The sequence below is a fragment of the Bradyrhizobium sp. Bra78 genome, from assembly GCF_024519855.1.
GTDB lineage: Bacteria > Pseudomonadota > Alphaproteobacteria > Rhizobiales > Xanthobacteraceae > Bradyrhizobium > Bradyrhizobium japonicum_G.
Genome location: NZ_JALJRE010000009.1, coordinates 72,526 through 99,013 on the forward strand (window position 1 = coordinate 72,526; position 26,488 = coordinate 99,013).

General features: G+C 64.3%; 28 protein-coding genes. 19 read left to right on the forward strand and 9 right to left on the reverse strand.

What is annotated here, in order from left to right; all coding sequences use genetic code 11:
* Nucleotides 1-20 precede the first annotated feature (20 nt).
* Complete coding sequence (locus OC450_RS20590; RefSeq protein WP_211383734.1) at nt 21-698, forward strand: LON peptidase substrate-binding domain-containing protein; 678 nt, start codon at nt 21-23, stop codon at nt 696-698.
* A 12-nt stretch (nt 699-710) separates the two neighbouring features.
* Here OC450_RS20590 and OC450_RS20595 read toward each other — a convergent pair whose 3' ends face one another.
* From OC450_RS20595 to OC450_RS20610, 4 genes are all read right to left on the reverse strand, one after another.
* Entirely contained in the window at nt 711-3,212 is a 2,502-nt protein-coding gene (locus tag OC450_RS20595) for an EAL domain-containing protein (RefSeq protein WP_262048554.1), read from the reverse strand.
* A 193-nt stretch (nt 3,213-3,405) separates the two neighbouring features.
* On the reverse strand, nt 3,406-3,999 hold the full coding sequence (locus OC450_RS20600) for a cytochrome b/b6 domain-containing protein (protein ID WP_262048555.1): 594 nt from the start codon (nt 3,997-3,999) through the stop codon (nt 3,406-3,408).
* 43 nt (nt 4,000-4,042) lie between these two features.
* A complete protein-coding gene (locus OC450_RS20605; protein WP_211383737.1) occupies nt 4,043-4,321 on the reverse strand; it encodes a PepSY domain-containing protein in 279 nt (92 codons plus the stop codon).
* A 222-nt stretch (nt 4,322-4,543) separates the two neighbouring features.
* On the reverse strand, nt 4,544-4,894 hold the full coding sequence (locus OC450_RS20610) for a hypothetical protein (protein WP_211383738.1): 351 nt from the start codon (nt 4,892-4,894) through the stop codon (nt 4,544-4,546).
* Nucleotides 4,895-5,003: 109 nt separating this feature from the next.
* Here OC450_RS20610 and OC450_RS20615 point away from each other — a divergent pair, with 109 nt between their 5' ends.
* Both OC450_RS20615 and OC450_RS20620 read left to right on the forward strand, forming a co-directional pair.
* Nucleotides 5,004-5,534 carry a TetR/AcrR family transcriptional regulator gene (locus tag OC450_RS20615; RefSeq protein ID WP_211383739.1) on the forward strand — a complete coding sequence of 177 codons (531 nt, stop codon included), beginning with the start codon at nt 5,004-5,006 and terminating at the stop codon, nt 5,532-5,534.
* Nucleotides 5,535-5,593: 59 nt separating this feature from the next.
* Nucleotides 5,594-5,791 carry a Trm112 family protein gene (locus OC450_RS20620; RefSeq protein WP_007598651.1) on the forward strand — a complete coding sequence of 66 codons (198 nt, stop codon included), beginning with the start codon at nt 5,594-5,596 and terminating at the stop codon, nt 5,789-5,791.
* 136 nt (nt 5,792-5,927) lie between these two features.
* On the opposite strand, the gene OC450_RS20625 is transcribed toward OC450_RS20620, so the two are convergent.
* Nucleotides 5,928-7,148: a ubiquinone biosynthesis hydroxylase gene (locus OC450_RS20625; RefSeq protein WP_211383740.1), complete on the reverse strand. Its 1,221-nt coding sequence runs from the start codon at nt 7,146-7,148 to the stop codon at nt 5,928-5,930.
* 148 nt (nt 7,149-7,296) lie between these two features.
* Between OC450_RS20625 and tesB the strand changes: the two genes are divergently transcribed.
* Nucleotides 7,297-8,157, forward strand: coding sequence for an acyl-CoA thioesterase II (tesB, locus tag OC450_RS20630; protein WP_211383741.1), 861 nt, complete (start codon nt 7,297-7,299; stop codon nt 8,155-8,157).
* On the opposite strand, the gene OC450_RS20635 is transcribed toward tesB, so the two are convergent.
* Complete coding sequence (locus tag OC450_RS20635) at nt 8,158-9,048, reverse strand: DUF4339 domain-containing protein (RefSeq protein WP_211383742.1); 891 nt, start codon at nt 9,046-9,048, stop codon at nt 8,158-8,160. It lies immediately after the preceding gene.
* 237 nt (nt 9,049-9,285) lie between these two features.
* Here OC450_RS20635 and OC450_RS20640 point away from each other — a divergent pair, with 237 nt between their 5' ends.
* The 12 genes from OC450_RS20640 to xth all read left to right on the forward strand — a co-directional run bounded on the left by OC450_RS20640 (nt 9,286) and on the right by xth (nt 21,066).
* Nucleotides 9,286-9,624: a P-II family nitrogen regulator gene (locus tag OC450_RS20640; RefSeq protein ID WP_008142802.1), complete on the forward strand. Its 339-nt coding sequence runs from the start codon at nt 9,286-9,288 to the stop codon at nt 9,622-9,624.
* 73 nt (nt 9,625-9,697) lie between these two features.
* Nucleotides 9,698-10,999, forward strand: a complete 1,302-nt coding sequence (locus OC450_RS20645; protein ID WP_262048556.1) for an ammonium transporter — start codon at nt 9,698-9,700, stop codon at nt 10,997-10,999.
* 85 nt (nt 11,000-11,084) lie between these two features.
* A complete protein-coding gene (locus OC450_RS20650) occupies nt 11,085-11,399 on the forward strand; it encodes an ArsR/SmtB family transcription factor (protein ID WP_211383744.1) in 315 nt (104 codons plus the stop codon).
* A 12-nt stretch (nt 11,400-11,411) separates the two neighbouring features.
* Complete coding sequence (locus OC450_RS20655) at nt 11,412-11,786, forward strand: SRPBCC domain-containing protein (RefSeq protein ID WP_211383745.1); 375 nt, start codon at nt 11,412-11,414, stop codon at nt 11,784-11,786.
* 42 nt (nt 11,787-11,828) lie between these two features.
* Nucleotides 11,829-12,431 carry an ATP-dependent Clp protease proteolytic subunit gene (locus OC450_RS20660; protein ID WP_211383746.1) on the forward strand — a complete coding sequence of 201 codons (603 nt, stop codon included), beginning with the start codon at nt 11,829-11,831 and terminating at the stop codon, nt 12,429-12,431.
* 432 nt (nt 12,432-12,863) lie between these two features.
* Nucleotides 12,864-13,202: a P-II family nitrogen regulator gene (locus tag OC450_RS20665; RefSeq protein WP_008142813.1), complete on the forward strand. Its 339-nt coding sequence runs from the start codon at nt 12,864-12,866 to the stop codon at nt 13,200-13,202.
* A 37-nt stretch (nt 13,203-13,239) separates the two neighbouring features.
* Nucleotides 13,240-14,688: an ammonium transporter gene (locus OC450_RS20670; RefSeq protein ID WP_211383747.1), complete on the forward strand. Its 1,449-nt coding sequence runs from the start codon at nt 13,240-13,242 to the stop codon at nt 14,686-14,688.
* 204 nt (nt 14,689-14,892) lie between these two features.
* Nucleotides 14,893-15,297: a GFA family protein gene (locus tag OC450_RS20675; RefSeq protein WP_211383748.1), complete on the forward strand. Its 405-nt coding sequence runs from the start codon at nt 14,893-14,895 to the stop codon at nt 15,295-15,297.
* A gap of 224 nt (nt 15,298-15,521) precedes the next feature.
* Nucleotides 15,522-16,736: an aminotransferase class I/II-fold pyridoxal phosphate-dependent enzyme gene (locus OC450_RS20680; RefSeq protein WP_262048557.1), complete on the forward strand. Its 1,215-nt coding sequence runs from the start codon at nt 15,522-15,524 to the stop codon at nt 16,734-16,736.
* 8 nt (nt 16,737-16,744) lie between these two features.
* On the forward strand, nt 16,745-19,219 hold the full coding sequence (locus OC450_RS20685; RefSeq protein ID WP_262048558.1) for a DNA translocase FtsK: 2,475 nt from the start codon (nt 16,745-16,747) through the stop codon (nt 19,217-19,219).
* A 152-nt stretch (nt 19,220-19,371) separates the two neighbouring features.
* Nucleotides 19,372-20,130: an outer membrane lipoprotein carrier protein LolA gene (locus tag OC450_RS20690; RefSeq protein WP_211383751.1), complete on the forward strand. Its 759-nt coding sequence runs from the start codon at nt 19,372-19,374 to the stop codon at nt 20,128-20,130.
* Nucleotides 20,131-20,250: 120 nt separating this feature from the next.
* On the forward strand, nt 20,251-21,066 hold the full coding sequence (gene xth, locus OC450_RS20695) for an exodeoxyribonuclease III (protein ID WP_211383752.1): 816 nt from the start codon (nt 20,251-20,253) through the stop codon (nt 21,064-21,066).
* Between the two features lie 22 nt (nt 21,067-21,088).
* Here the strand turns inward: xth and OC450_RS20700 are convergent, their stop codons facing one another.
* Together OC450_RS20700 and OC450_RS20705 are read right to left on the reverse strand one after the other, a co-directional pair.
* A complete protein-coding gene (locus OC450_RS20700) occupies nt 21,089-21,532 on the reverse strand; it encodes a cyclic nucleotide-binding domain-containing protein (RefSeq protein WP_211383753.1) in 444 nt (147 codons plus the stop codon).
* 58 nt (nt 21,533-21,590) lie between these two features.
* Nucleotides 21,591-22,277 (reverse strand): response regulator transcription factor, encoded by a 687-nt coding sequence (locus tag OC450_RS20705; RefSeq protein WP_007598630.1) that lies wholly within the window; start codon nt 22,275-22,277, stop codon nt 21,591-21,593.
* A gap of 203 nt (nt 22,278-22,480) precedes the next feature.
* Here OC450_RS20705 and OC450_RS20710 point away from each other — a divergent pair, with 203 nt between their 5' ends.
* Nucleotides 22,481-23,050: a L,D-transpeptidase gene (locus tag OC450_RS20710; protein ID WP_211384210.1), complete on the forward strand. Its 570-nt coding sequence runs from the start codon at nt 22,481-22,483 to the stop codon at nt 23,048-23,050.
* A gap of 6 nt (nt 23,051-23,056) precedes the next feature.
* Nucleotides 23,057-23,842 carry a 2-keto-4-pentenoate hydratase gene (locus tag OC450_RS20715; RefSeq protein WP_211383754.1) on the forward strand — a complete coding sequence of 262 codons (786 nt, stop codon included), beginning with the start codon at nt 23,057-23,059 and terminating at the stop codon, nt 23,840-23,842.
* A gap of 79 nt (nt 23,843-23,921) precedes the next feature.
* Here the strand turns inward: OC450_RS20715 and OC450_RS20720 are convergent, their stop codons facing one another.
* Nucleotides 23,922-24,611, reverse strand: coding sequence for a YggS family pyridoxal phosphate-dependent enzyme (locus tag OC450_RS20720; protein ID WP_256807465.1), 690 nt, complete (start codon nt 24,609-24,611; stop codon nt 23,922-23,924).
* 109 nt (nt 24,612-24,720) lie between these two features.
* On the opposite strand from OC450_RS20720, the gene OC450_RS20725 reads away from it, so the two are divergent.
* On the forward strand, nt 24,721-26,418 hold the full coding sequence (locus tag OC450_RS20725; RefSeq protein ID WP_211383756.1) for a diguanylate cyclase domain-containing protein: 1,698 nt from the start codon (nt 24,721-24,723) through the stop codon (nt 26,416-26,418).
* The last annotated feature ends 70 nt before the right edge of the window (nt 26,419-26,488 follow it).

A 26,488-nucleotide genomic window follows, 5' to 3' on the forward strand; every position in this document is an offset into this window, starting at 1 on the left:
CAGAGTCAGCGGGGGACCAGATGCCGATCAACATCGAATATCGCGGGCCCGCCGACCTTCCGGAGATCATTCCGCTGTTTCCGCTGCCGGGCGCGCTGCTGCTGCCGCGCGGCCAGATGCCGCTCAACATCTTCGAGCCGCGCTATCTTTCGATGGTCGACGATTCCTTGCGCGACGGCCATCGACTGATCGGCATGATCCAGCCCGACGCGGCGCACTCGCCGAAGAATTCCGACAAGCCGGCGCTGTTCCGGGTCGGTTGCGTCGGCCGCATCACCCAGCTCGCCGAATCCGGCGACGGCCGCTACATCCTCGAGCTCACCGGCGTCTCGCGCTTCAAGGTGGTCGAGGAACTGGAAGTGCTGACCGCCTACCGGCAATGCAAGGCGGATTTCTTCGCCTTCGTCGACGACTTCACCGCCCGCATGGGCGAGGACGAGGTCGATCGCGAGGCGCTGCTGGTGGTGCTGGCGGACTTCCTGAAAGCCAACAATCTCAAGGTCGACTGGGAAGGCGTCGAGAGCGCGCCCAACGAGGCGCTGGTCAACGCGCTGGCGATGATGTCGCCCTATGGCCCCGCGGAGAAGCAGGCCATGCTGGAAGCGCCCGACCTGAAGACCCGCGCCGAGATCTTGATCGCGGTCACCGAGATGGATCTCGCCAAGAAGCGCACCAGCGGCGATCCGCCGCTGCAGTAAGGGCCTGAACGCTCAGGCAGCGCGGACGGCTGCTCCGGCACCTCGCCGCAGCATTCTGGCGATGTCGGATGCAGGCATCGGCCGGCTGAAATAGTAGCCTTGCGTTTCTACGCACCCTTCCTCACAGAGGATATCCAGCTGCTCCTTCGTTTCAACGCCTTCGGCGGTCGTCGTCTTGCCGAGGCTGACTGCGAAACGAAGCACCGCTCGCGCGAGATGGCGCGCCTCTACCCTCGCGCTGGACAGTTCGTTGACGAAGCTGCGGTCGATCTTGATCTTGTCGAACGGGAACTTTTGCAGAAAGCTCAGCGATGAATAGCCGGTGCCGAAATCGTCCAGGGCGATTCGCACACCGAGCTCGCGTAATTGGCCGAGTACCGCGAAAACCGCTTCGCTGTCATGCATGATCACCGTCTCTGTGACCTCGATCTCAAGTCTGTGCGGCGCAACTCCCGAACTCGACAGCGCACCGATAACGACCGGAACAATCTCCGTGCTCCTGAATTGGGCGGGAGACAGGTTAACCGCGATCCTGACATGCGCAGGCCATTTGGCGGCTTCCGCACAGGCGGTTCTCAAAACCCATTCTCCCAGCGGCACGATCAAGCCGGTCTCCTCCGCAAGCGGGATGAATTCGCTCGGCATGACCAGACCTTGCTGCGGGTGATGCCAGCGTAGCAAGGCCTCGAAACCATTGACCTTGCCGGTCACGGGACTGACGAACGGCTGGTAATGGAGCTCGAACTGGCGGCCGGCAATCGCATTCCGCATGTCACGCTCCAGGTTGCGCCGCGCATGCATGAGCGCGTCGAGTTCCGGCTCGAAGAAACGGAATGCGCCACGTCCACCACTCTTGGCCGAGTAGAGAGCGAGATCGGCGCTCTTCATGATCACGTCGGGATCGTTGCCATCGCGTGGCGCGATGGCGATGCCGATGCTGGTGCCCACCGTGACCCGGTGATCGCCGAGATCGAACGGTTCGCAAAGCGCCTTTCTGATGTTCTCGGCAAGGGCGGCGGCCTCCACGGCCGGGTTGGTCACGTAATCAATCACCGCGAACTCGTCGCCGCCCAGCCGGGCAATCAACGCGGTTTCCGCGGTGCATTCGCGCAGACGCGCAGAAACGGCGCGCAACAGGGAATCACCCGCCGGATGTCCTAGCGTGTCGTTGACTTCCTTGAAGCGATCGAGATCGAGCATGAGTACAGCCAGATCGAGGCCGCCATTGCGCGTAACTGCAATGGCATGCTCCATCCGCTCCCTGAGCAGCACACGATTTGGCAGATCGGTCAACGCATCGTGTTGTGCCATATGAGCGATCTTGGCCTCGGACCGGCGTTGCTCGGTGACGTCAAGATGCGTGGCCACCCACCCGCCGCCGGCCATGGGCTGTCGCGTCACGCAGATCAACCGACCATCCGCGAACTCGTCGATTCTGCTCGAGACTGCATCGAACGGCAACGCGGCCAGTTTCGAGAGGAATTGCACCGCAGCGCCTTCGCTGGTGTCGCTCTTGAGGATGCCAGTCACGACGCGATGCCTGATGATGTCGACGTGCGGCGTCCCCGCTCTCAGAAGCTCTGGTGGCAGCCGATAGAGCCGGGCATAGCGCTCGTTGCAGACGACAAGTCGCTTCTCCGCATCGAACATGCACAGGGCCTCGACCATGTTGTTGATGGCTGTATCGAGCCTGAGTTTCTGGTCCTGGATTTCCCGTTGCGAATCTTCCACCTGTTGCCTGGCGAGCGAGAGCTCGCTGATGATTTGCTCGAACCTGCTGGTTCGGGTCGCAAGGCGGCGATCCGCCAGCACGCCGACGAAGCTCATCCCGAGCACAGATAGGGCCACGCCAGCAATTGCCGCGGCGAGGAAGGCCGGAGAAAGCGACAATGTATCGTTTGCCAGCGTAGGGTCTGGAACGATCTGGACGGCCCCCATGGCCGTGAAATGGTGCGACACGATGGCGAGCGTCAGCAGCAGCGCCGCAGCAAAGGTCCCCCACTTGTCCTTGCGGCCCAGGGCAACCGCGAGCGCAGCGTACCCCAGGACCATGCCGAGGACGATCGAGATCAACACCAGCCCTGGCGACCAGGTCACACGACCCGGCACCTCGAGGGCCCACATGCCGATATAATGCATGCTTGCAATGCCGGCGCCGATAATGCCGCCACCGGCAGCTGCGCGCCACCGGCCGGAATTGGCGACCGCAACGCCAAAACCGCCTGAAGTCAGGATCATCGCCGCGGCGAGCGACAGCGCTGTCAGAACGAGGCCGTAATTGGTCGAGACGCCGGGCTCATAGGCGAGCATTGCGACAAAATGCGTTGCCCAGATTCCGTAGCCGATGGCGGCGCCGGCAATCGCGATCCAGATCAACCGCGCCCAGGCTCGCGAGGCGATCGCACGATGAAAGATGCTTACCGCAACAATACTTGCAATGAAGCATACCAAGCCAGCAAGTACGACGAGTCGCCAATCGTGCTCGGCCGTAACGCAGGAAAAAACGCGGAACATCAAAATAGCGCTCCCTCGTCAATATCGTCGATGGTGAACGGGCTAAACGTTCATCGCGTTAATTTTGTGCAACGCCTGATTGCATGCTTACCGGTGCGTTAACGCTGCTTGTCCAATTTGATTTGCGAAAATTTGCGCTCGAGTTGTAGCGCCATCGACGGCCGTCGAACGCGCAGTGCTCGGCAACGAACGTCTAGAGGCGATTGCGAATGCGCTTGCGTCCGGTGATCATCGCGCGGATCAGGTTCTCGCGCTGGAGCAGCCCCATCAGCAGCACGCCCAGCACGTGCAGCACGACCAGGACGATGACCGCGTCGGATGAATAATGGTGGGTGTCCTCGACCCACCAGACGCCGAAGAAGGTCACGGTCACCGACATCGCGCCCGTGATCGTCGAGACCGCGAGAGAGGCCAGCAGCGCCACCAGCATCAACGTGCCGGCGGGATTGAGCCCGATATAGCGGCCGGTGATGCCGCGGCGGAGATTCCAGAGGTAGCGCGGCGCGGCACGAAGCCTGACGCCGACCATGCGGAAGCGCGAATAGCGGCTTCCCCGGAAACCCCAGACCAGTCGGAAAGCGAGAAGCCCGATCACGGTGTAGCCGACGATGCGGTGAAAGCCGTCATGGACGGTGGGCGTGAACCAGGCGGCCAGAATGCCGGCTGCGAGCGCCCAGTGCCAGAGGCGCAGCGGGAGGTCCCAGACCGCGACCGTCCGCGAGGTGGTTCGATCCGCGGGGGTCCGGCTGGACTCCCCGCGCGCTTCCGGTCCCGCTTCTTCGATCAAGCCCGCATCCCAGGACGTCACTTGACGCAATTCAATTGGCGATTCACTTGGCGATCGTGTGCTTCAGGCTGAGATCTTCGGGGCTGTAGAACAGCTCGTACAGCTTGCCTTCCTTGACGCCATAGACCTCGTAGCACGAGCCTTCGATCTTGGAGCGCCGCACCTCGTAACCGAGCGCCTTGGCCTTGGCTTCGGCTTCGCTCGCCGGCTTCCACGCCGCCTTGTCGAGCTTGGTGCAGTTCTTGAAACCGTCGGCCATCGCCGCCGATCCCGTGCCAATCCCGATCGTCAACGCAATGGCAACAACACGAATGACCTTCACGAACGTCTCCTCTTCTGTCGTGGACGCTACGCCTGGCGCGAAGCGGGACCGAAGGAAGCAAAGCACATGATGAAGTCAATCCGGTTCGGGGCCTGCAGGCTTTAGAGATATTCTAACGATCCGAAAAAGATCAGCGCTCTCCGTAAGCAGCATGCATTTGAAGGATCGATGCGGCCTTACGTCTCATGGGCTCGATGACGGCTCAATTTGGAGACGTCTCATCTAGTAGCCCGCAACGGCCATGGCGACGACGGCGCTGAGCGCCATCCAGCCGAAGTGCCGGCCGCGCGTGGCCCATGCGTTGGCGGCGGCGGAGAAGCCGAACACGACGGCCATGGTGGCGACGATCCAGTGGCGCGCCGGCTCCGAATCCATCCAGGGCACCGCGATCAGGAGCACGCCACCGCCGATCCAGGCGACGGTCGAGGCCTGCCAGACCAGGCGGATCAGGGTGCGGAGCCGCTCCGGCTCGATGCGGGCGCGGGCGAAGACCTTGGTCTCGCCGAGAATGCCATGGATGAGGGCCACGGCAATGGTCAGGACGCCGGCGCATTGGAGCAAGAGATCGCGCATCGTCGGAACTCCTCGAAATTTCACATCCATACACTTATGTATGGTGAGATAGGCGCTGGTGCGCCGCCTGTCAATACACTAGTGTATGGTCAGATTTCGGGAACCGGACATGACCGAACAGCTCTCCGCAGACGACTGGATCAGGGAGGGGCTCAAGGCACTCGCCAGGAGCGGCTTCGTTGCGCTGAAGGCCGATCCGCTGGCGAAAGCCATGGGCGTTTCGCGCGGCAGCTTCTACTGGCATTTCGTGGATCTCGGCGCGTTCCACGCCGCCGTGCTCAAGCGCTGGCGCGAGATCGCAGCCGAGCAGATCATTGCCGACGTCGAGGCCGCCACGGACGAGCCGCTGAAGGCCCTGCTCCGAAGATCGTTCGGCGCGCGGCTCGACCTCGAGCGCGCGGTCCGGAACTGGGCGGCGTTCGATGCGGCGGCGCAAGCGGCGGTCCGCGCCATCGACCGGCGCAGGCTCGACTATATCGAAGCGCTGCTGGCGAAGCGGGGGCTGGCCGCCGCGGCGGCGCAGGCCCGCGCGCAAATCCTGTACTGGACCTTTCTCGGCTTCGCGCTGTCCGGCGCACCGGTCCCGGCGGCGCGGCTCCAGGCCCTGCTCGACGAGGTCCTGCGGATGGTCTCCGCCTGAGCCCGCGGTGGGCGGATGCGGATTTCCATGCTAGAGGCAACCGACTGCCGGAGACACCCATGAACGCGCCCACCGAACGTCCCGAAGCCAGCGTCGATCCCAAATTGCTGGAGATCCTGGTCTGCCCGCTGACCAAGGGCCCGCTGGAGTTCGATTCCGCGAAGCAGGAGCTGATCTCGCGCAGCGCCAAGCTCGCTTATCCGATCCGCGACGGCATCCCCATCATGCTGCCGGAAGAGGCGCGCAAGATCGATTGATCCGATAGCCCTCATGGTGAGGAGGCGCGGCAGCGCCGTCTCGAACCATGAAAACCCTATTCTCACCTCGGCCTTCATCCTTCGAGACGCGCGCAAGCGCGCTCCTCAGGATGAGGGGCCAAGGCTTGCGCGATTGCTACAGCGCCTCGCCCTTCAGCAACCGCGGTATCTCGCCGGTCAGACCCGCGGCCTGGCGGATGAAGAGATTCTTGAGCGGCGGAGCGCGGTCGACGAGGCCGAGGCCGATGTCGCGAACGGTGCGCAGCAGCGTCGACTGGTTGGAGAACAGGAAGTTCAGCGAGTTGGTGGCAACGCCCATCGCCATGGTGTCGAAGCGGCGCCAGCGCTGGTAGCGCTCGAGCACGTCCGCTGCGCCGAGATCCATGCCGAGCCGCGCAGAATCGACGACGACCTCGGCCAGCGCCGCGACGTCCTTCAGCCCCATGTTGAGGCCCTGGCCCGCAATGGGGTGGATGACGTGCGCGGAATCGCCGACCAGCGCGAGGCGCTCGGCGATGAAGGAGCGTGCGACGAAATAGGACAGCGGAAACGCGCGCGGCTTGTCGAGCGCCTTCACCTCGCCGAGATGCAGGCCAAAGCGCTGCTCGAGCTCGGCGTGAAATTCCTCCTCGCTCAATGCGACGATGCGCGCAGCTTCGCTGCGCCGCTCGGTCCAGACCAGCGAGGAGCGCTTGCCGGATAGCGGCAGGATCGCGAACGGGCCCGCGGGCAAGAAGTGCTCTTCGGCGCGGCCTTCGTGATCGCGCTCGTGGCCGACGGTGACGACGATGCCGGACTGGTCATATTCCCAGCCATGGGTGGCGATGCCGGCGCGCTCGCGCAGCTTCGACCTTGCACCATCGGCGGCTACCAGCAGGCTCGCGGCAATGACGCTGCCGTCGCCGAGCGTCACGTCGATGCCTTCGCTGCGCGAATCGTAGGACGACACGGTGGTCGCGCGCAGATCGATGCCCTCGGCCTCGGCGCGCACCACCAGCGCATCGATCAGGCGGCGGTTCTCGACCATATGCGCGAAGGGCTCGCCCGGCGCGACGTCGCCGGCGAAATTCAGGAACACCGGACGGGTGGCGTCCTCCAGCTTGGAATCGGTGACGACCATGTCGAGGATCGGCTGCGCCTCGCCCCGGACGTCGTCCCAGGCGCCGATCGCCTCGAACAGGCGGCGGCAGGCGGCCACGATTGCGGTCGCGCGCGGGTCCCGGCTCGGGCGCGTGCCGAGCGCCGGATCGGCGACGATGACGGGAATCTCGGGCCCGAGCCCCTGGCGCAGCGCCAGCGCAAGCGCGAGGCCCGCAAATGCGCCGCCGCCAATGACAATGCTACCCTGTACCGACATACCCAGTTCCCGGCTAACGCTTCGCCTTTTCTTGGTCTTGCTAGCAGACTTGAGGTGGGCGAAACAGTGCGGTGAAACAAGGGCGGAAGGCCCTATTGTGTCATTCCGGAGCAGCGAATCCGGGACGGCAAGGGGAAAGCTCAATTCCATGTCCAAAAGCCTGATCGACCTGATCTCGATTCTCGACCTCGAACAGCTCGAGGTGAATCTGTTTCGCGGCAACAGTCCGAAGACGAGCTGGCAGCGGGTGTTCGGCGGCCAGGTGATCGGGCAGGCGATGGTCGCGGCGTGCCGCACCGTCGAGGGCCGGCTGCCGCATTCGCTGCATTGCTATTTCATCCTGCCGGGCGATCCGCAGATCCCGATCATCTACCAGGTCGAGCGCCTGCGCGACGGCAAGAGCTACTCGACGCGCCGCGTCACCGCGATCCAGCACGGTAACGCGATCTTCTCGATCATGGTGTCGTTCCATGCCGAGGAGGAGAGCGCGTTCGATCATCAGGACAGGATGCCCGACGTGCCGCCGCCGGAAAAGCTGACGGCGGAGGAAATAGCGAAGCAGCCGATGTTCAAGGAGATGCCGGAGTTCATCCGCCGCTACTATGAATCCGACCGTCCGATCGAGCTGCGCCCGGTCGAGCTCGGCCGCTATTTCGGCCAGAAGATCGAGGACGGCCGCATTCATGTCTGGATCAAGACCGCGGCAACGCTGCCGGACGATCCGGCGCTGCACATGTGCGCGCTGGCCTATGCGTCGGACTTCTCGCTGCTCGATGCGATCATGGCGCGCTACGGCCGCACGCTGTTCGACAAGCGCATGATGCCGGCGAGCCTCGATCACGCGATGTGGTTTCACCGCCCGTTCCGCGCCGACGAATGGCTGCTCTACGCGCAGGATTCGCCGAGCGCGCGAAGCGGCCGCGGCTTGACCCGTGGCTCGATCTTCAAGCCCGACGGCACGCTCGTGGCCTCCGTCGCGCAGGAAGGCTCCGTGCGCGAGCGCAGATGATCAGAAGCCGCGAGCGGCAGCCCCGCGGTCGACGAGTCCGAATTGCGACACGTACCAGCGGCCGTACCAGCGCAGCATCCACGGAATCGGGATGATCAAGCTACAGGCCAGCGAGAACACCACCGTACGCCACAGGACCTGCCAGCCAGTGCCGTTGAACACGATCTCGCGCCGCGTGCCCTCGGTATTGCGGCAGATCCAGCGCATCCAGAACACCAGCACCCAGGCCCAACCGATGATGGTGATGGTCGAGATGAGCATCAGCAGATACCAGCCGACATAGCCGATCGCACTACCCTGGAACGAGATCGGCAACCGCTCGCCGTTGGAGGAGAGATTGGCCACGATCCAGCGGAGGATCACCCAGGCGAGGAAGGCATTGATCACCGTCGCAACGAGCGGCGCGTACGAAATGCCGGTGGCGCCGGCATAGGTCAGGAGCGCGTTGGCCATCAACGCCCACCAGATGTCCATCGGCTGACCCGCGAAATCGAAATTCGGGCGGCCCGGCACCTGAATGTGCGACGTTATATATTTGTAGAACCAGACCGCGACCCACGGCGCCGGAATGACCAGGATCATGCCGATGACGAACACGATGGCCCGCCCAAGCAGACCGAACACGCTGAAATCAGCCGTCAGCGGTCCTTCGCCACCGGCGCCACCATAACCAGCGCGCCCCATCATCGGCGGACCGCCGGTCGGCACCATCGGAGGCGCGCCGCCGCCGATCAGTCCGGGAATTTCGGCGGCCTTCTGCCAGCCGGCCATGCCCTCCGACCACACCAGCGTATCCGGGCGCACAATTCCTTGCGCGATCAAGTCGCGGAATTGCCCTTCCGGGTAAGGCCCCTGCTGCTTGCCCTCGGATGCGTAGAACCAACTCGCCATGAAGCGTCCCCCCAAACATACTTTTGTACCGGCCGGGACGCTTCGGTTCACCGCATCCATGCCAAAAATGCATTGTGGAGGATGAACGGATGCCCTGTACAGAGGCGGCCGTTCACATGGCCAAACGTTTTTCCGCTTCAATCTGCAAGTTTTTTATGCCATTTGCCCGGAAAGATGCCAGATTGACGCGGCGCCGGGGACATACGGCGCGGCGCATCCCGGGGAATAGGCCTGACCATGAAACTCGTCGTCGCGATCATCAAACCCTTCAAGCTCGATGAAGTCCGCCAGGCGCTGACCGCGATCGGCGTCCACGGCATGACCGTGACCGAGGTGAAGGGCTATGGCCGCCAGAAGGGTCATACCGAGATCTATCGCGGCGCCGAATATGTCGTGAACTTCCTGCCCAAGCTGCGGATCGAGATCGCGGTCGCCTCCGATGTCGCCGACAAGGCGGTCGCGGTGATCACCGCGACGGCACGCACCGGGCAAATCGGCGACGGCAAGATCTTCGTCACGCCGATCGATCACGCGCTGCGCATCCGCACCGGCGAAACCGACAGCGACGCGCTCTAACTCGAACTACTTCGATCGCACCGGGCAACGACGCCACAGCGTGCGACGCAATCACTATGCTGGGGGAAACGACATGGCGGGATTGTTGCGCCGCGCGGCCGTTATGGCTGCGCCGATCGGATTTGCGTCGGTCATTGCCGCACCTGCCCATGCCGCGGAGTCCCAGATCAACACCGCCGACACCGCCTGGATGATCGTCGCCACCGCGCTGGTGCTGATGATGACGATCCCGGGCCTCGCGCTGTTCTACTCCGGCATGGTGCGCAAGAAGAACGTGCTCGCCACCATGGCGCAGAGCCTCGCCGCGGTGACGATGATCTCGATTCTCTGGGTCGCGTTCGGCTATTCGCTGTGCTTCGTCGGCGACGGCCCGTGGATCGGCACGCTCGACCGCTGGTTCCTCGCCGGCATGACCATGGACAGCGTCAATCCGGCGGCGAAGACGATCCCGGAAGCACTGTTCATGCTCTACCAGATGACGTTTGCGATCATCACCGTGGCGCTGGTCGCGGGCTCGGTTGCCGACCGGATGCGCTTCTCCGCCTATCTGCTGTTCTCCGTCGCCTGGTTCATCTTCGTCTACATTCCGCTGGCGCATTGGGTGTGGGGCGGCGGCTTCCTCGCCAGCATGGGCGTGCTGGATTTCGCCGGCGGCCTCGTGGTGCATCTGTCGGCCGGCACCGCCGGCCTCGTCGCTGCCAAGGTGATGGGACGCCGTCATGGCTACGGCACCGAAAATCTCTCGCCGTTCGATCTGTCGCTCGCCGTGATGGGCACCGGCCTGTTGTGGGTCGGCTGGTTCGGCTTCAACGGCGGCTCGGCGGGTGCGGCCAATTCGCGCGCGGTGCTGGCGATCATCGCGACCCATCTCGCAGCCTGCTCCGGCGCGCTGACCTGGGGCGCGATCGAATGGTCGACGCGGCGCAAGCCTTCAGTGCTCGGCATGATCTCCGGCGCGGTGGCCGGCCTCGGCACCATTACACCGGCCTCGGGATTCGTGGCCCCCTGGCACGGCATCGTCATCGGCATGATCGCGGGCCTCGTCTGCTACTGGGCCTGCACCTGGCTGAAGCACCGCTTCGACTATGACGATTCGCTCGACGTGTTCGGCGTCCACGGCATCGGCGGGCTGACCGGCACCCTGCTGGCCGGCGTGTTCGCCACCAGCGCGATCGGCGGCACCGCCGGCCTGCTCGAAGGCCATCCGCAGCAGCTCCTGATCCAGCTCTATGGGGTCGCCGTCACTTTCGTCTGGTCGGCAGGCGTGAGCTTCCTCCTGTTGAGGCTGGTCGGCCTGTTCGTGCCCTTGCGCGTATCCCGCGAGCACGAGCTCGAGGGCCTCGATATTTCGCAGCACGGCGAGGCGCTGCAATAGGCTGCAAACCAGCAGCGCGAAGCGATAGACAGCCTGAGATCGCTTCGGGCTTGCATGACACATAAGTGTATGCTTATGTCCCGTCATGATCGAGGCAGACATCTTCAAGGCGCTGGCCGACCCGACGCGCCGCAAGGTCTTCGAAAAGCTCGCTGGCGGAAGCCTGAATGCCAGCGCCTTGCGCGATGGATTGGAGATCAGCCAGCCGGCGATGTCGCAGCATCTCGCGGTGCTGCGTGCGGCAGGCCTGGTGCGTGAACAGCGGCAGGGCCGCTTTGTGAACTACGAGGTCGATCCGGACGGGATCGCCACCATCGGGACATGGCTTGCGCGCTACCGCGCCTACTGGCCGAAACGCATGGAAGCTCTCGCCGATCTCTTGAAGGACATGGATCAATAAGGATCTGGATCAATGAGCGACGCAGTGAAGCCTGATCACCCCGACGCAGACTTGGTGCTCGAGACAGACTTGGTCCTCGAATACGACCTCGATGCGCCGCCGGCAAAGGTCTGGCGCGCGGTGACCATTCCGGCCCTGCGCGAGCGCTGGCTGCCGGATTCCGACGTTGTGGGCATCGAGCCCGAATCATCGATCGTGGGCGAAGAGGTGCGCTACCGGCTTCGCGATTCCGAGCCGCCGTTTCGCGAAAGCCACGTCATCTTCCGGATCGAACCGAACGAAGCCGGCGGCACCCGCTTTCGCATCATCCAGCAAGCCTGCGACGACCATGCCAAGCTACCGCAGGCGGCCAACAGCAATCGCTGCATGATGCGCGCGGCGGCCTGACCACAAACAGACTTTCATCACCTGCAGAAATGGAGGTCGCCGATGCGCGACATGCTTCAGCTCGTCCCTATGGTCGTCGAACAATCCGCCCGCGGCGAACGATCCTTCGACATCTACTCGCGGCTCCTGCGCGAGCGCATCATCTTCCTCAACGGCGAGGTCAACGATGCGATGTCCGGACTGGTCTGCGCGCAGCTGCTGTTCCTGGAGGCGGAGAATCCGAACAGGCCGATCAATCTCTACATCAATTCCTATGGCGGCGTGGTCACCAGCGGATTGGCGATGTACGACACCATGCAGTTCATCAAGGCGCCGGTCCATACGCTGTGCATGGGGACCGCGCGCTCCATGGGCTCGTTCCTGCTGATGGCCGGCGAACCCGGTCACCGCGCCGCGCTGCCCAATGCAAGCCTTCACGTGCATCAGCCGCTCGGCGGCTACCAGGGCCAGGCGTCCGACATCCTGATCCACGCCACCGAAATGCAGGAAACCAAGCGGCGCCTGATCCGGCTCTATGCGCAGCATTGCCGGCGCCCCGAGGAGGAGGTGGAACGGACCCTGGACCGCGACCACTTCATGACCGCGCAGCAAGGGGTCGAATGGGGACTGATCGACAGGGTTTTTGCAGAGCGCGACGCCGCCTGACGGGTCCAGCAATGGCCCTCAGCCGGATACCGGCTGAGCCTCGTTCTGCTCAAGCTGAACGAACGGTGTCGCGCATCTCGTGAGCAGAGACGCGGACGATCTCGGTATTTCGCGTCACGCCGAGGTACCGCTCCATATTCAGATACCATTCGACTGCCCGACACATGAGCAACAATGTGACGACAGCCTGTCGTGCCTGTTTTTTGACCAGGCATGACCACGGATTGAGCGCGACGTAATAGCGCACTGCACCGCAATACCCGCCAAACGCGAAAATGCCCGTTTTCATAGTCCGTTAGGCAACGCGCCCGATCTGGCACGGCATTTGATTCTAAGGGTCTCGGCTGTGCCCGCGTAGTGAACTTCTCCGTGGCGAACCAGTCGAGAAACGCCCGGCCACGTCCGGACCGGGCCCAAGCGGGGATAGGACCCATGAAAATTGTTATGGCGATTATCAAGCCATTCAAGCTGGAAGAAGTCCGTGACGCCCTGACCGCCATCGGCGTTCACGGTCTCACGGTGACGGAAGTCAAGGGATATGGCCGCCAGAAGGGCCATACGGAAATCTATCGCGGCGCCGAATATGCCGTGAGCTTCCTGCCCAAGATCAAGATCGAGGTGGCTGTCGCCTCCGACCAGGTCGACAAGACCATCGACGCCATCACGTCCGCCGCGAAAACCGGACAGATCGGCGACGGCAAGATCTTCGTCATCAATCTCGACCATGCGGTTCGCATCCGCACCGGCGAGGCCGATGCCGCGGCCCTCTGATTTCGCGCTCAACCTTATCCAATCAGGAGTGAATAAAATGACGTTCAAGCGTCCCTATGGCGCGGGATTGGCGGCTCTCGCAGTCGGCCTGTTCGCTGCGACCGCAGCCTATGCCGAGCCAACGGTCAACAAGGGAGACAACGCCTGGATGCTGACATCGACAGTGCTCGTGCTGTTGATGACGATCCCCGGCCTCGCGCTGTTCTACGGCGGCCTCGTCCGTTCCAAGAACATGCTCTCCGTCCTGATGCAGGTGTTCTACACCGTCTGCGTCGTCACCGTGATCTGGGCCGTGTACGGCTACAGCCTCGCCTTCACCGGCGGCTCCGACTTCATCGGCGGCTTCTCCAAGGCCTTCATGATGGGCGTCACCACCGATTCGAAGGCTGCGACCTTCTCGGTCGACGCCAACATCTCGGAGCTCATCTACATGTGCTTCCAGATGACCTTCGCGGCGATCACGCCCGCCCTCATCGTCGGCGCCTTCGCCGAGCGCATGAAGTTCTCGGCGATCGCTCTCTTCATCCCGCTCTGGGTCACGCTGATCTACTTCCCGATCGCGCACATGGTCTGGTACTGGCCCGGCCCGGACATGATCCAGGACGCTGCCAAGGCTCTGGCTGCTGCCACTGACGCTGCAGCGAAGACCGCGGCGCAGGCCAAGCTCGACGAGATCAACGCCGACGCCGGCTGGATCTTCAAGAAGGGCGCGATCGACTTCGCGGGCGGCACGGTGGTGCACATCAACGCCGGCATCGCAGGTCTCGTCGGCGCTCTCCTGATCGGCAAGCGCACCGGCTACGGCAAGGAGCTGATGGCTCCGCACTCGCTGACCATGTCGATGATCGGCGCCTCGCTGCTCTGGGTCGGCTGGTTCGGCTTCAACGCCGGCTCCAACCTCGAAGCCAACGGCGGCGCAGCCCTCGCCATGACCAACTCCTTCGTCGCCACCGCAGCCGCCGCGCTGTCGTGGATGTTCGCGGAGTGGATCATCAAGGGTCATCCGTCGGTACTCGGCGTCATCTCCGGCGCAGTCGCGGGCCTCGTGGCCGTCACGCCTGCCGCCGGCTTCTCCGGCGTGATGGGTGCGATCGTCCTCGGCCTCGTTGTCGGCGTGGTCTGCCTGTTCTTCTGCACCGTCGTGAAGAACGCGCTCGGCTACGATGACTCCCTCGATGTGTTCGGCGTGCACTGCGTCGGCGGCATCATCGGCGCCCTCGGCACCGGCATCCTGGTCAACCCGGCTCTCGGCGGCGCGGGCATCATCGACTACACCGCGATCCCGCCGAAGGTTGCCGATTACGACTTCACGGCGCAGATGATCTCCCAGATCGAGGCCGTCTGCACCACGCTGGTGTGGTCGGGCGTCGGTTCGGCGATCCTCTACAAGGTCGTCGATGTGATCGTTGGCCTCCGCGCCAATGTCGAGACCGAGCGTGAGGGCCTCGACATCACCGAGCACACCGAGCGCGCCTACAACATGTAAGTCTCCTCCCGGGCGCGGCCTCCTCGGGGGTCGCACCCACAACTACGGTTTGGGGCACATACCCGGCAATGTCCCGACCGTTGAGGGGCTCCAGCGCAAGTTGGAGCCCCTTTCTTTTTGGAACGGGCGCAAAAGAAAAGGATTGCCATTCCGCCCCGACGGCGCAGAAATATCGACCACAAGAACAACAATCGGGAGGTCGTCATGCGTTTGGAAGGCGGATGCTATTGCGGTGAAGTGCGCTATGTCGCCGAGGGCGATCCGATGATGCAGGCGCAGTGTCATTGCCGCGAGTGCCAGTACATCTCGGGCGGGGCGCCCAACACCTTCATCGCGATGCCGGCGGCGAGTTTCAGCTACATCACCGGACAACCCAAGCAGTTCACGCGCAAGGACCTCGAGCGCGCAGTGACGCGCGAGTTCTGCGCCGAGTGCGGCACCCATCTGGTCACCAAGGTTCCAGGCCTGCCCGCCGCGATCGTGAAGGTCGGCACCCTGGACGAGCCCGCGCAGTTCCATCCGCAGATGGCGATCTACACCTGCGACAAGCAGGAGTTTCACGCGATCCCCGCCGGCATGGCGACATTCGAGAAGCTGCCGGGGCACTGAAGGTCGAATCGAGCCCGGAAAACGGTGTGCTCCCTCTCCCGCAAGCGGGGGAGGTTGGAACAGCCGCGCATCCCGTTGTTATCCGGCCTCATTATTCCTGCTCTGGACGGAGCCGGCGACCGATGGTTAATCGCGTCTTAACCTCGCCCTATCTATGGTGAACTGAACCGCTTCCCGCCGGCGCCTTGGTGCGACCGGCTGTTCCAAGAGTGCTGGCGTCCAGAATGGCTATGATCGCTTCATCCCGTGCGCCGCTGGAAGGTGGAAGCTCCGATAGCGAACGCTCTCCCTTCGTCCGGCTGAACGAGCTGCTGGCCCCCCATCAGCCGGGTAAGCCCTTGATTAGCCTCGCCGTCGGCGAGCCGCAGCATCCCGTGCCTGACTTCGTCGGCCCGGTCCTTGCCAAGCACATCGCCGATTTCGGCCGTTACCCCGCGAACAAGGGCACGGACCCGTTCCGCAAGGCCGCCTGCGCCTGGCTGTCGTCGCGCTTCAAGCTGCCGCGGCCGCTCGACCCCGAGAACGAGATTCTCGTCCTCAATGGCAGCCGCGAGGGGCTGTTCCTCGCCGCGATCGCGGCGGTCCGCTACGTCGGCCCGCGCCCCGGCAAGCCCGCCATCCTGATGCCGAACCCGTTCTATCCGGTCTATGGCGCCGGCGCCGGCGCAGCCGGCTGCGAGCCGGTCTATCTGCCGACCACGGCCGAGAACGGCTTCCTGCCCGATCTCGACGCCATCGACGAGGCGACCCTGGCGCGCACGGTGGCGTTCTATCTGGCCTCGCCTGCCAATCCGCAGGGCTCGGTCGCCAAGCCCGACTATTTCCGGCGGTTGAAGCAGCTCGCCGACCGCTACGGCTTCGTGATCCTCAGCGACGAGTGCTATTCCGAGATCTACACCCGCGAGGCACCGGGCAGCGCGCTGGAATGCGCCGGCCCCGACTTCACGCGCGTGGTTGCGTTCCAGTCGCTGTCGAAGCGCTCCAACCTGCCCGGCCTGCGGGTCGGCTTCGCCGCCGGCGACAAGAGATTCATCGGAATGTTTCTCGAGCTGCGCAACATCGCTGCGCCGCAGGTGCCGGTGCCGCTCCAGCATGTCGCAACCGTCGCCTATGGCGACGAGGCGCATGTCGAGGAGAACCGCAGGCTCTACCGGATCAAGTTCGATCTCGCCGACCAGATCATCGGCAATCGTTACGGCTATCGCCGGCCCGACGCCGGCTTCTGCGTCTGGCTCAACACGTCAGAGCTCGGCGACGACGTGTCGGTGTGTCTGAAACTCTTCACGGAAGCAGGCGTGCGCGTGGTGCCCGGCAGCTATCTGGCGCGGCTCCAGCCCGACGGCTTCAATCCCGGCGCAGGCTACATTCGCCTCGCGCTGGTGCAGGATGGCGAGACCACGGCGCAGGCGCTGCACCGGCTGGTCGAGACTCTGGGTTAGGCGGGCCCATGAGCATGTCGGCAATCGAACGAGTCATTCCACTGGTCGGCCATCTGCCGGCGTCGATCCGCGAGGGGCTGGCGCGGCGCGCGCGCGAGCTCGCGGGTCTCGGCCTGATCGTGCTGTCGGGCATCGCCTCGGCTGCGCTGATGACCTGGTCGGTGCAGGATCCCAGCCTCAGCCACGCGACCTCGCGCCCGATCCGCAACATTCTCGGCTATGCCGGCGCGATCGGCGCCGACCTCGCGATGCAGATCCTCGGACTCGGCGCGATCATGCTGGTGCTGACGGTCGCGGTCTGGGGCTGGCGCATGCTGACCCATCGGCCGTTCGATCGCGAGGCGCTGCGGATCGGTTCGTGGATTCTCTGCACGGTGATCGCGGCAGGCTTCGTCAGCTGCTGGCCGCATGGCGGCGCCTGGCCGCTGCCGACCGGCCTCGGCGGTGTCGTCGGCGACGCGCTGGTGCGCGCGCCCGCGGTGATTTTCGGGCCGCCGGGCACGATCTACCGCATGGTGCTGGGCGCGATCCTGTTCGCCGCGATGGCCGCGACCTTCCTGATGGCCTGCGGCCTTGGCGCACGCGCGCATGACGACCACCTCACGGAGATCGAGGACGACGACAAGCCGCTCGACGAGGACGAGGAGAGCGACCGCGGCTCGGTGTCGCTGGGCTGGCTGTTCCACGCGTTGATGAGCACCAAGGCGCGGCTGATCTGGCTGCTTGGCGCCGCTTACCGCTCGCTGGTCTCAAGCGGGCCGAAGACCAGGGCCGTTTCGTTCAGCCGCCAGGAGCCAAATCTCGGCGGCAGCGGCCGCACAGCACCGCCAATCTCGCCGCAGTCCGCAAACGAGGATGACGAGGACGAGCCCGAAGACGAGGACGAGGAGGAGGAGGAGCCGGCCGCGCGCGCCCCGCGCAAGAAGGCTGCACCGAAGGCCGCTTCCAGGAAATCCTCCGACAAGTTCGAGCTTCCGTCCGTCTCCGTGCTGGCCGCGCCGAAGGCCGGCGATCGCCAGCCGCTCAGCAAGGCCGAGCTGGAAGCCAATTCGCGCTCGCTCGAAGGCGTGCTCCAGGACTTCGGCGTGCGCGGCGAGATCGTGAAGGCCAATCCGGGTCCCGTGGTCACGCTGTACGAGCTGGAGCCGGCGCCCGGCATCAAATCATCGCGCGTGATCGGACTTTCCGACGACATCGCCCGCTCGATGAGCGCGCTGTCGGCGCGCGTCGCCGTCGTGCCCGGCCGCAACGCCATCGGCATCGAGCTGCCGAACGCGCATCGCGAGAAGGTGTATCTGCGCGAGCTTCTGGTCGCCAAGGAGACCGTCGACACGGTTGCGAAGCTGCCGCTCTGCCTCGGCAAGACCATCGGCGGCGACCCCGTCATCATCGACCTCGCGCGCACACCGCACATGCTGATCGCCGGTACCACCGGCTCCGGCAAGTCGGTCGCCATCAACACCATGATCCTCAGCCTGGTCTACCGGCTGCGGCCCGACCAGTGCCGACTGATCATGGTCGATCCGAAGATGCTCGAACTCTCCGTCTATGACGGCATTCCCCATCTGCTCACGCCCGTCGTGACCGACCCGAAGAAGGCGGTTGTCGCGCTAAAATGGGCCGTGCGCGAGATGGAAGAGCGCTACAAGAACATGGCCAAGCTCGGCGTGCGCAACATCGACGGCTACAACACGCGCCTGCTCGAATTGAAGGCAAAGGGCGAGGAGCCGACGCGCACGGTGCACACCGGCTTCGACAAGGAGACCGGCAAGGCGATCTACGAGGAAGAAAAGCTCTCGCTCGACCCGCTGCCCTACATCGTCATCATCGTCGACGAAATGGCCGACCTGATGATGGTCGCCGGCAAGGACATCGAAGGCGCGGTGCAGCGTCTCGCGCAGATGGCGCGCGCCGCCGGCCTGCACGTGATCCTCGCGACGCAGCGTCCGTCGGTCGACGTCATCACCGGCACCATCAAGGCGAACTTTCCGACCCGCATCGCCTTTCAGGTCACCTCCAAGATCGACAGCCGCACCATTCTCGGCGAGATGGGCGCCGAGCAGCTGCTCGGCCAGGGCGACATGCTCTACATGGCCGGCGGCGGCCGCATCAGCCGCGTGCACGGCCCGTTCGCGTCGGACGAGGAAGTCGAGAAGGTGGTGCGTCACCTCAAGACGCAGGGCCAGCCGGAATATCTCGAAGCTGTCACCGCCGAAGAGCCGACCGAGGACGAGGATGGTGGCGCCGTGTTCGACGCCAGCGGTATGGGCGCGGATGGCGGCGGCGATCTATTCCAGCAGGCCGTTGCGATCGTCAAACGCGACCGAAAGGCCTCGACCAGCTACATCCAGCGCCGCCTGCAGATCGGCTACAACCGCGCCGCATCGCTGATGGAACGCATGGAACTGGAAGGCATCGTCGGACCCGCCAACCACGCCGGCAAGCGCGAGATTCTGGTCGAGGAAGAAGACAGCCACATGTGAGGCGAACGGCCTCAAAACGTGATCTCACACAAAATCGATATCTGCTTTTGCCCGAAACCACGGTAAAAGGGCGCCCAGCCATACAGGACGACGCGTTGATCAGACCTCCGGACATACGATTCGCTGCCACCATCGCCGCGCGAAGCGCGCGCGTGGCCGGCGTGCTTCTCGTCGCCGCCGCGATGGTGACCACGGCATCGTTCGCGCAGAACGTTCCCGTGCCGAAGCCCGCGCCGAAGGGCCGCGACAATGCTCCGCCCTCGGGGGGGCCATCGATTACCGGGGCGACCCAGACGCCGCCGAACCCGGTGATCCCGGATCCACGCCGCAACGTGCCGAGCAGCATCTTCCAGACCTTCGATGCCAACCAGAAGGCGCAGGCTGCCAAGGTCAGCGCCTATCTGTCCTCGGTCTCGACGCTGGTCGGGAATTTCGTCCAGGTCGGTCCCGACGGCAGCAAGACGCAAGGCGACTTCTACATTCAGAAGCCCGGCAAGATGCGCGTCGAGTATGATGCGCCGAGCCCGATCGACATCGTCGCCGACGGATCGTCGGTCGTGGTGCGCGACCGCAAGCTGGCGACGCAAGACGTCTATCCGCTGTCGCAGACGCCGTTACGCTTCCTGCTGTCGGACCGGATCGACCTCATGAAGGACACCAACGTCGTCAACGTGACGGCGGACGATCTCTTCATCAGCGTCACCATCGAGGAGAGGCAGGCGGTCGTCGGCACCAGCCGACTGCTGCTCATGCTCGGCGCCAAGGACGGCCAGCTCAAGCAATGGACCGTGACCGACCCGCAGGGCTACGACACCACTTTTGCGGTCTATAATCTCGACACCAGCAAGAAGCTCGATCCCAACATGTTCAAGATCGACTTCACAAATTACAGCGTCCCGTCGCCGGGATAGGTGCCGCAGGGTGGGCAAAGCGAAGCGTGCTCATCATTCAATCCAGCCCCGGAAAAGACGGTGGGCACGTCGCTTTGCGCCTTTGCCCACCCTACGATGGCTTGCTAAGACGCACTCCTCATGCGTCTTTCCCTGACAAGCTGGAACATCAATTCGGTGCGACTGCGCATCGAACTGGTCGCGAAGTTTCTGAAGAGCGCACGGCCGGACGTGCTGTGCCTCCAGGAGACCAAATGCATCGACGATGCCTTTCCGCTGAAGCGCTTCAAGCGGCTCGGCTATGAGCACGTCGCGCTGAACGGGCAGAAGGGCTATCACGGCGTCGCCATCGTCTCGAAGATTCCGTTCGAATCGAAGGACATCCGCACCTTCTGCGACAAGGTGGATTCGCGCCACATCTCCGTGTCCTTCGGGGCGCAGGCCGGCATCGCAAAGCCGCTGGTGCTGCATAATTTCTACGTTCCCGCCGGCGGCGACATTCCCGATCCCGCGCTGAACGAGAAATTCGACCACAAGCTCCGCTTCCTCGACGAGATGAAGGCGTGCGAGCCGCTGCATCCGCGCGGCGAGGACCGGCACATCCTGGTTGGCGATCTCAACGTCGCCCCGCACGAGAACGATGTGTGGTCGCACAAGCAGCTTCTGAAAGTGGTCTCGCACACGCCGATCGAAACCGAGAAGCTCAAGGCGGCGCTCGAAGCCGGCGAGTGGGTCGACGTTGCGCGCGATCGCATCCCGATGTCGGAGAAGGTCTACACGTGGTGGAGCTACCGCTCCGCCGACTGGACCGTCGGCGACCGCGGCCGCAGGCTCGACCACATCTGGGTCTCGCGTGCGCTGAAGGACGCGGTCAGTGATTTCAACATCCTGCGCGACGCGCGCAGCTGGGAGCGTCCGTCGGACCATGTGCCGGTGACGGTGACGCTGGAGGTGTGATTTCGGCAGGCCGGTCACCCGCTCAGGACGTCAGCTTCGCACCCGCCATCAGGATATCGCTGGCGATCTGGCTGGAGCGGACCGCGAATTCGTCGCGCAGGCGCACCGCGGCGGCAGGGTCGCTCTCGAGCACGCGCTGGAACAGGCTGCGCGCGACGCGGATGACGGAGGCGTGCTCGATCGCGATCGCGCTCGACGGCCGCTTCATCGGCACCACCAGCGCAAGCTCGCCGATCAGCGCACCGGGACCAGCGATCATCTCCGCGCCGGCGCCATCGTCAACCCGGAAAGCGCCGCGCTGGACCACGAAGCCGGCATCGGCGTCGTCACCGAGATTGAACAGGATGTCGCCGCGGACGAAGTCGCGCTGCTCGGAGCCGATTGCCAGCATGCGCAACGAAGCCTCTCCCAACAGGCGCAGTGTCGGGACACGCTCGAGAAGCGCTACATCGTCGTCGATTGACATTCAGGTCCGAGGCTCGAGGGCACGCAATCTAAAACGATTCGCATGCCCCTGAAGCGTATCACGGCACCAGCTTGTAGCCACCGGCTTCCGTGACCAGGATCTCCGGGTTGGCGGCGTCCTTCTCGATCTTCTGGCGGAGGCGGTAGATGTGGGTTTCCAGCGTGTGGGTGGTGACGCCGGAATTGTAGCCCCAGACCTCCTGGAGCAGGGTCTCGCGCGAGACCGGCATCTGGCCGGCCCGGTAGAGGAAACGGAGGATGGCGGTTTCCTTCTCGGTCAGCCGGACCTTGCGCGCGTTGGCGGCGGTCAGCATCTTGGAGCCGGGACGGAAGGAGTAGGGGCCGACCGAGAACACCGCGTCCTCGCTGGCCTCGTGCTGGCGGAGCTGGGCCCGGATGCGAGCCAGCAGCACGGCAAAGCGGAAGGGCTTTGCGACATAGTCGTTGGCGCCGGATTCCAGCCCCAAAATCGTGTCGGAATCGGTATCATGCCCGGTGAGCATGATGATCGGGGCCTTGAAGCCGCCCTTGCGCAGCGAACGGACAACCTCACGGCCGTCAGTATCGGGCAGGCCAACATCCATCAGGACGAGATCGGGGGCATTGGCCTTCGCGGCGCTCGCGCCCTTGGCGCCGGTATCGACGGCGGAGGCTTCAAATTCTTCGTGCAGCGATAATTGCTCCACCAACGTATCGCGCAGATCGGTATCGTCATCCACGATCAGGATCTTGCGGGCATTGGCCATAGGGGGTCATCCTTTTGGGGCCGGCTCGGCGCGCATCCAATGCTGCACCCAGCCGCGAGGGAAGTTTAGGGGGTCGCCGTTATTATTGTTGTTCGTGTTGAAGTAGTGGGCTGTTACCGATTCACAAGCCAGAACCACTCTAACCCAGAATAACAGGGCGGTCTGATGAATGTCCTGTAATGAATTCGACATCGCATGTTTACATGAAAAGCAAAGTCGCTTCAGCTAGTTACACCATGCCCAGACGTGCCGGGCCATTATCTGCGATCCGCGTTAAGCCTGCAGCGGGGAATCCGCGCCGGGGCTGGCTGACCGTGGGGGCGCTGACCATTCCGGTCGCGCTGGGGCGGGGCGGCATTCTGGCGAACAAACGCGAGGGCGATGGCGGCACCCCGAGGGGCAGCTTCCGTCCCAGGCAATTGTGGTGGCGGGGCGACCGGCACAGTCGCCCGCAGACGTTTTTGCCGGCCCGGATCATCACCGGCGAGGACGCCTGGTGCGAGGACCCCATGGACCGCCACTACAATCAGGGGATCCGGCTCGGCGAAGGGCAGGGCGGCGACCGTCTCAAGCGGGCCGACCATCTCTATGACTTCATCATCGAAATCGACCACAACACGAGGCCGCGCATCGCCGGCCGCGGCAGCGCGGTGTTCCTGCATCTGGCCCGCGACAATTTCGGCCCGACCGCGGGCTGCGTCTCGATGACGAAGGCGGCGATGCTGCAATTGCTGCGGCGGCTGGGACCAAAAACAAGAATCATCATCGGGTGAGGACGCATGCTGGACAAGGATCAGATCGCCGCCGCTTCGCATCTGCTGGTCAAACATTGGCGCGACGGCACCAAGTTCGACGCGCTGGAGCCGCGGTTGCGGCCGCATAGCCGCGCTGACGGTTATGCCATCCAGGCCGCGCTCGAAACGCAATCGCTCGGACAATTGTTCGGCTGGAAGATCGCGGCAACGAGCGAGTCTGGACAGAAGCACATCAACGTCGCCGGACCGCTGGCCGGCCGCATCATGAGCGACACCGTGATCGCCGATGGCGGCACGGCCTCGATGAAGGGCAACGCGATGCGCGTCGGCGAACCGGAATTCGCCTTCCGCATGGGCCGCGACCTGCCACCCCGGTCCGCGCCCTATGGCGTGGACGAGGTCCTCGCCGCCGTCGGCAGCTTCCATCCGGCGATCGAGATTCCCGATTCGCGCTTTGTCGATTTCGCCGGCGCCGGCGAGGCGCAGCTCATCGCCGACAATGCCTGCGCGCATCTGTTCGTGCTGGGCGCTGCGACGACCGCGAACTGGCGCGCCATGGACCTCGTCGAGGAGCGGCCGCAGATCACGCTGCGCGGCCAGCGCTATCTCGGTCACGGCAGGAACGTGCTCGGCGACCCCCGTGGTGCACTTGCCTGGCTTGCCAACGAGCTGCGTGGCCTCGGCATCACCTTGCGGGCAGGGGAGGTGGTGACAACGGGCACGTGCCATCCGCCGCTGCCGATCCAGGCCGGCGACCAATTCGCGGTGGATTTCGGCGTGCTGGGGAAGGTGTCGGTGGGGTTCGACTAATCACCGCCGTCGTTGCGAGCGCAGCGAAGCAATGACGAATTCGAGAGTCAGTATGGCTCTCTGCCGTCGATGACGGCTCTCACCTGTGCCCGAAGATCGCACTGCCCACGCGGACATGGGTGGCACCTAACATGATGGCAGTCGCGTAATCCGCGCTCATGCCCATCGAGAGCTTGTTCAACCCGTTTCGCGCGGCGATCTTGGCGGTGAGTGCAAAATGCGCCGCCGGCGGCTCGTCGACCGGCGGGATGCACATCAGGCCCGAGATCGTCAGCCCGTAGGTGTCGCGGCAGCTCGCGATGAAGGCATCGGCCTCGCCGGGAGCGATGCCGGCCTTCTGCGGCTCCTCGCCGACGTTGATCTGGACGAACAGCTCCGGGTGCTTGTTCTGGGATTCGATTTCCTTGGCTAACGCCTGGCAAATGCTCGGGCGGTCGACCGAATGGATGGCATCGAACAGCGCGACCGCCTCTTTCGCCTTGTTGGATTGCAGCGGGCCGATCAGATGCAGCGCGATGTCCGGGTAAACAGACGTTAACGCGGGCCACTTGCCCTTGGCTTCCTGCACGCGATTCTCGCCGAATACGCGCTGCCCGGCGTCGATGACCGGTGTAATCGCATCCGCGGCGAATGTCTTCGACACCGCGATCAGCGTGACGGACGCACGTTCGCGCCGCGCGTCCCTGCAGGCGCGCGCGATTTCGGCTTCGACCGCGGCGAGCGCGTTTGGTGAATGGCCGGTTACCGGCGCGGCGTTGGGTTCAGTCATGATGTCGCATCGGCACTGATTGTTGCGGGCCTAGTTCCAATTTTACCGAGTTCAAGAAAGAGTTTTTGAACCCTTCGCTTTACCTTGGCCCATGGGGTGGGTCGCGAAGATGGCAAACGTCAGTTTCAACCGCAAACGAGCGAAACTCAAGCAAGTTCTCGGAATCCGGGCGCGGCTTGCGTTGCTCGCGGTGATTCTGGTGGCGCCCTTGATGTTCGAGCGCATCCGTTCGCTCGAAACCACGCGCACGCGGCAGATCGCGCAGGCCGCGGCTGAATTCACTACCGTCGCAAGACACAGCGCGGACGCGCAGCGCGAGGTGATCTCGTCGGTCGAGACCATCCTGAAATCGGAAGCCTTCATCCGGGCGTCGGCCGGCGGCATCAGCAAGAGCTGTGACGTGCTGCGCGCCAGCCTGCCGTCGAATCTTCCCTGGATCCGCACGCTTCTGATCGCCGGCCAGGACGGACGCATCCAGTGCGCCACCAACAACATGTATGTCGGCCTCGACCTCAGTGACCGGCCTTACTTCCAGCAGGCGCAGGAAACCGGCCGTTTCGTGCTGAGCGACTTCATCCTGTCGCGGCCGGTGCCGTCACCGACCGTGATGGCGGTCTACCCGGTATCCGCGTTCAGCGGCGTGGCGGATGCCGTGGTCCTCGCCACCGTCAACCTCGACTGGATGTCGAAGGTCATGAGCAATCTCGGTGGCCGTCCCGGCATCACCGCCGTGCTCGTCGACAGCACCGGCACCGTGCTTGCGGCGCCCGCCGACCAGCACAGCGCGATCGGCCGTCCGCTCGACAACTTGCCGCTGATGTCCGCGATCGCCGACAAGGCGCTGCGGTCGGACCAGGACGAAGGCTCGCTCTCTTTCCTCGCCGCCGACGGCTCCCGCCGCGCGGTCAGCTATATCCGCATCGCCGGGACCAATGCGCGCCTGATCGCCAGCATCGACGAGGACAAGGTGTCCGCGGCCGTGAGCCGCGACATCCGCACGGCCTATCTCCAGCTCGCTTTCGTCGTCCTGTTCGTCCTGCTCGGCGCGCTGATCGCCGCCGAGAAACTGGTGATCAAGCCGATCCAGATGCTGGCCGACATGGCCAAGCGTCTCGGCGAGGGCAATCTGTCGGCGCGCGCGGCGCGCAACCGTCTGCCGGCCGAGTTCGTGCCGCTGGCCCGCGCCTTCAACGCGATGGCCGCGCAGCTCAGCCAGCGCGAGCGCGAGCTGATCGCGAGCAACGACCGGCTCACGGTGATGGCCTCGATCGACATGCTGTCCGGTCTTGCCAACCGCCGCGGCTTCCAGAGCCGGCTCGACTTCGAATGGATGCGCGCCCAGCAATACGGCAGCGAGCTCGCGCTCCTGATGATCGACGTCGACCACTTCAAGCTGTTCAACGACACCTATGGCCATCTCGAAGGCGATTCCTGCCTGACCAGGCTCGGCGAGTCGCTGTCCGGCATCGCCGCCGACACGATGGGCTTCGCGGCGCGCTATGGCGGCGAGGAATTCTGCCTGCTACTGCCGAACACCGACGTGGCCCGCGCCGTCGAAATCGGCGAGCTGGCGCGCGCGGCCGTGCTGAAGCTGTGCCTGCCGCACATCACCTCCGCCCACATGATCGTCACCGTCTCGATCGGCGTCGCCGCGGCGAAGCCCAACGAGAGCTTGCGCCCCGGCGATCTGATCGAAGCCGCCGACGCCGCGCTCTACGCCGCAAAACACCGCGGCCGCAACAACGTCGTCGAGCACGGCGTGCAGGCGATCGAGAACGGTGCGGCAGACATGATGCTGGCGGGCTGATCGCCAGAGCCGATTGCGTTCAAATGACTTCGGAACGGGGCTCTCGACTCTTGCTTTGACGCGTTTTCTC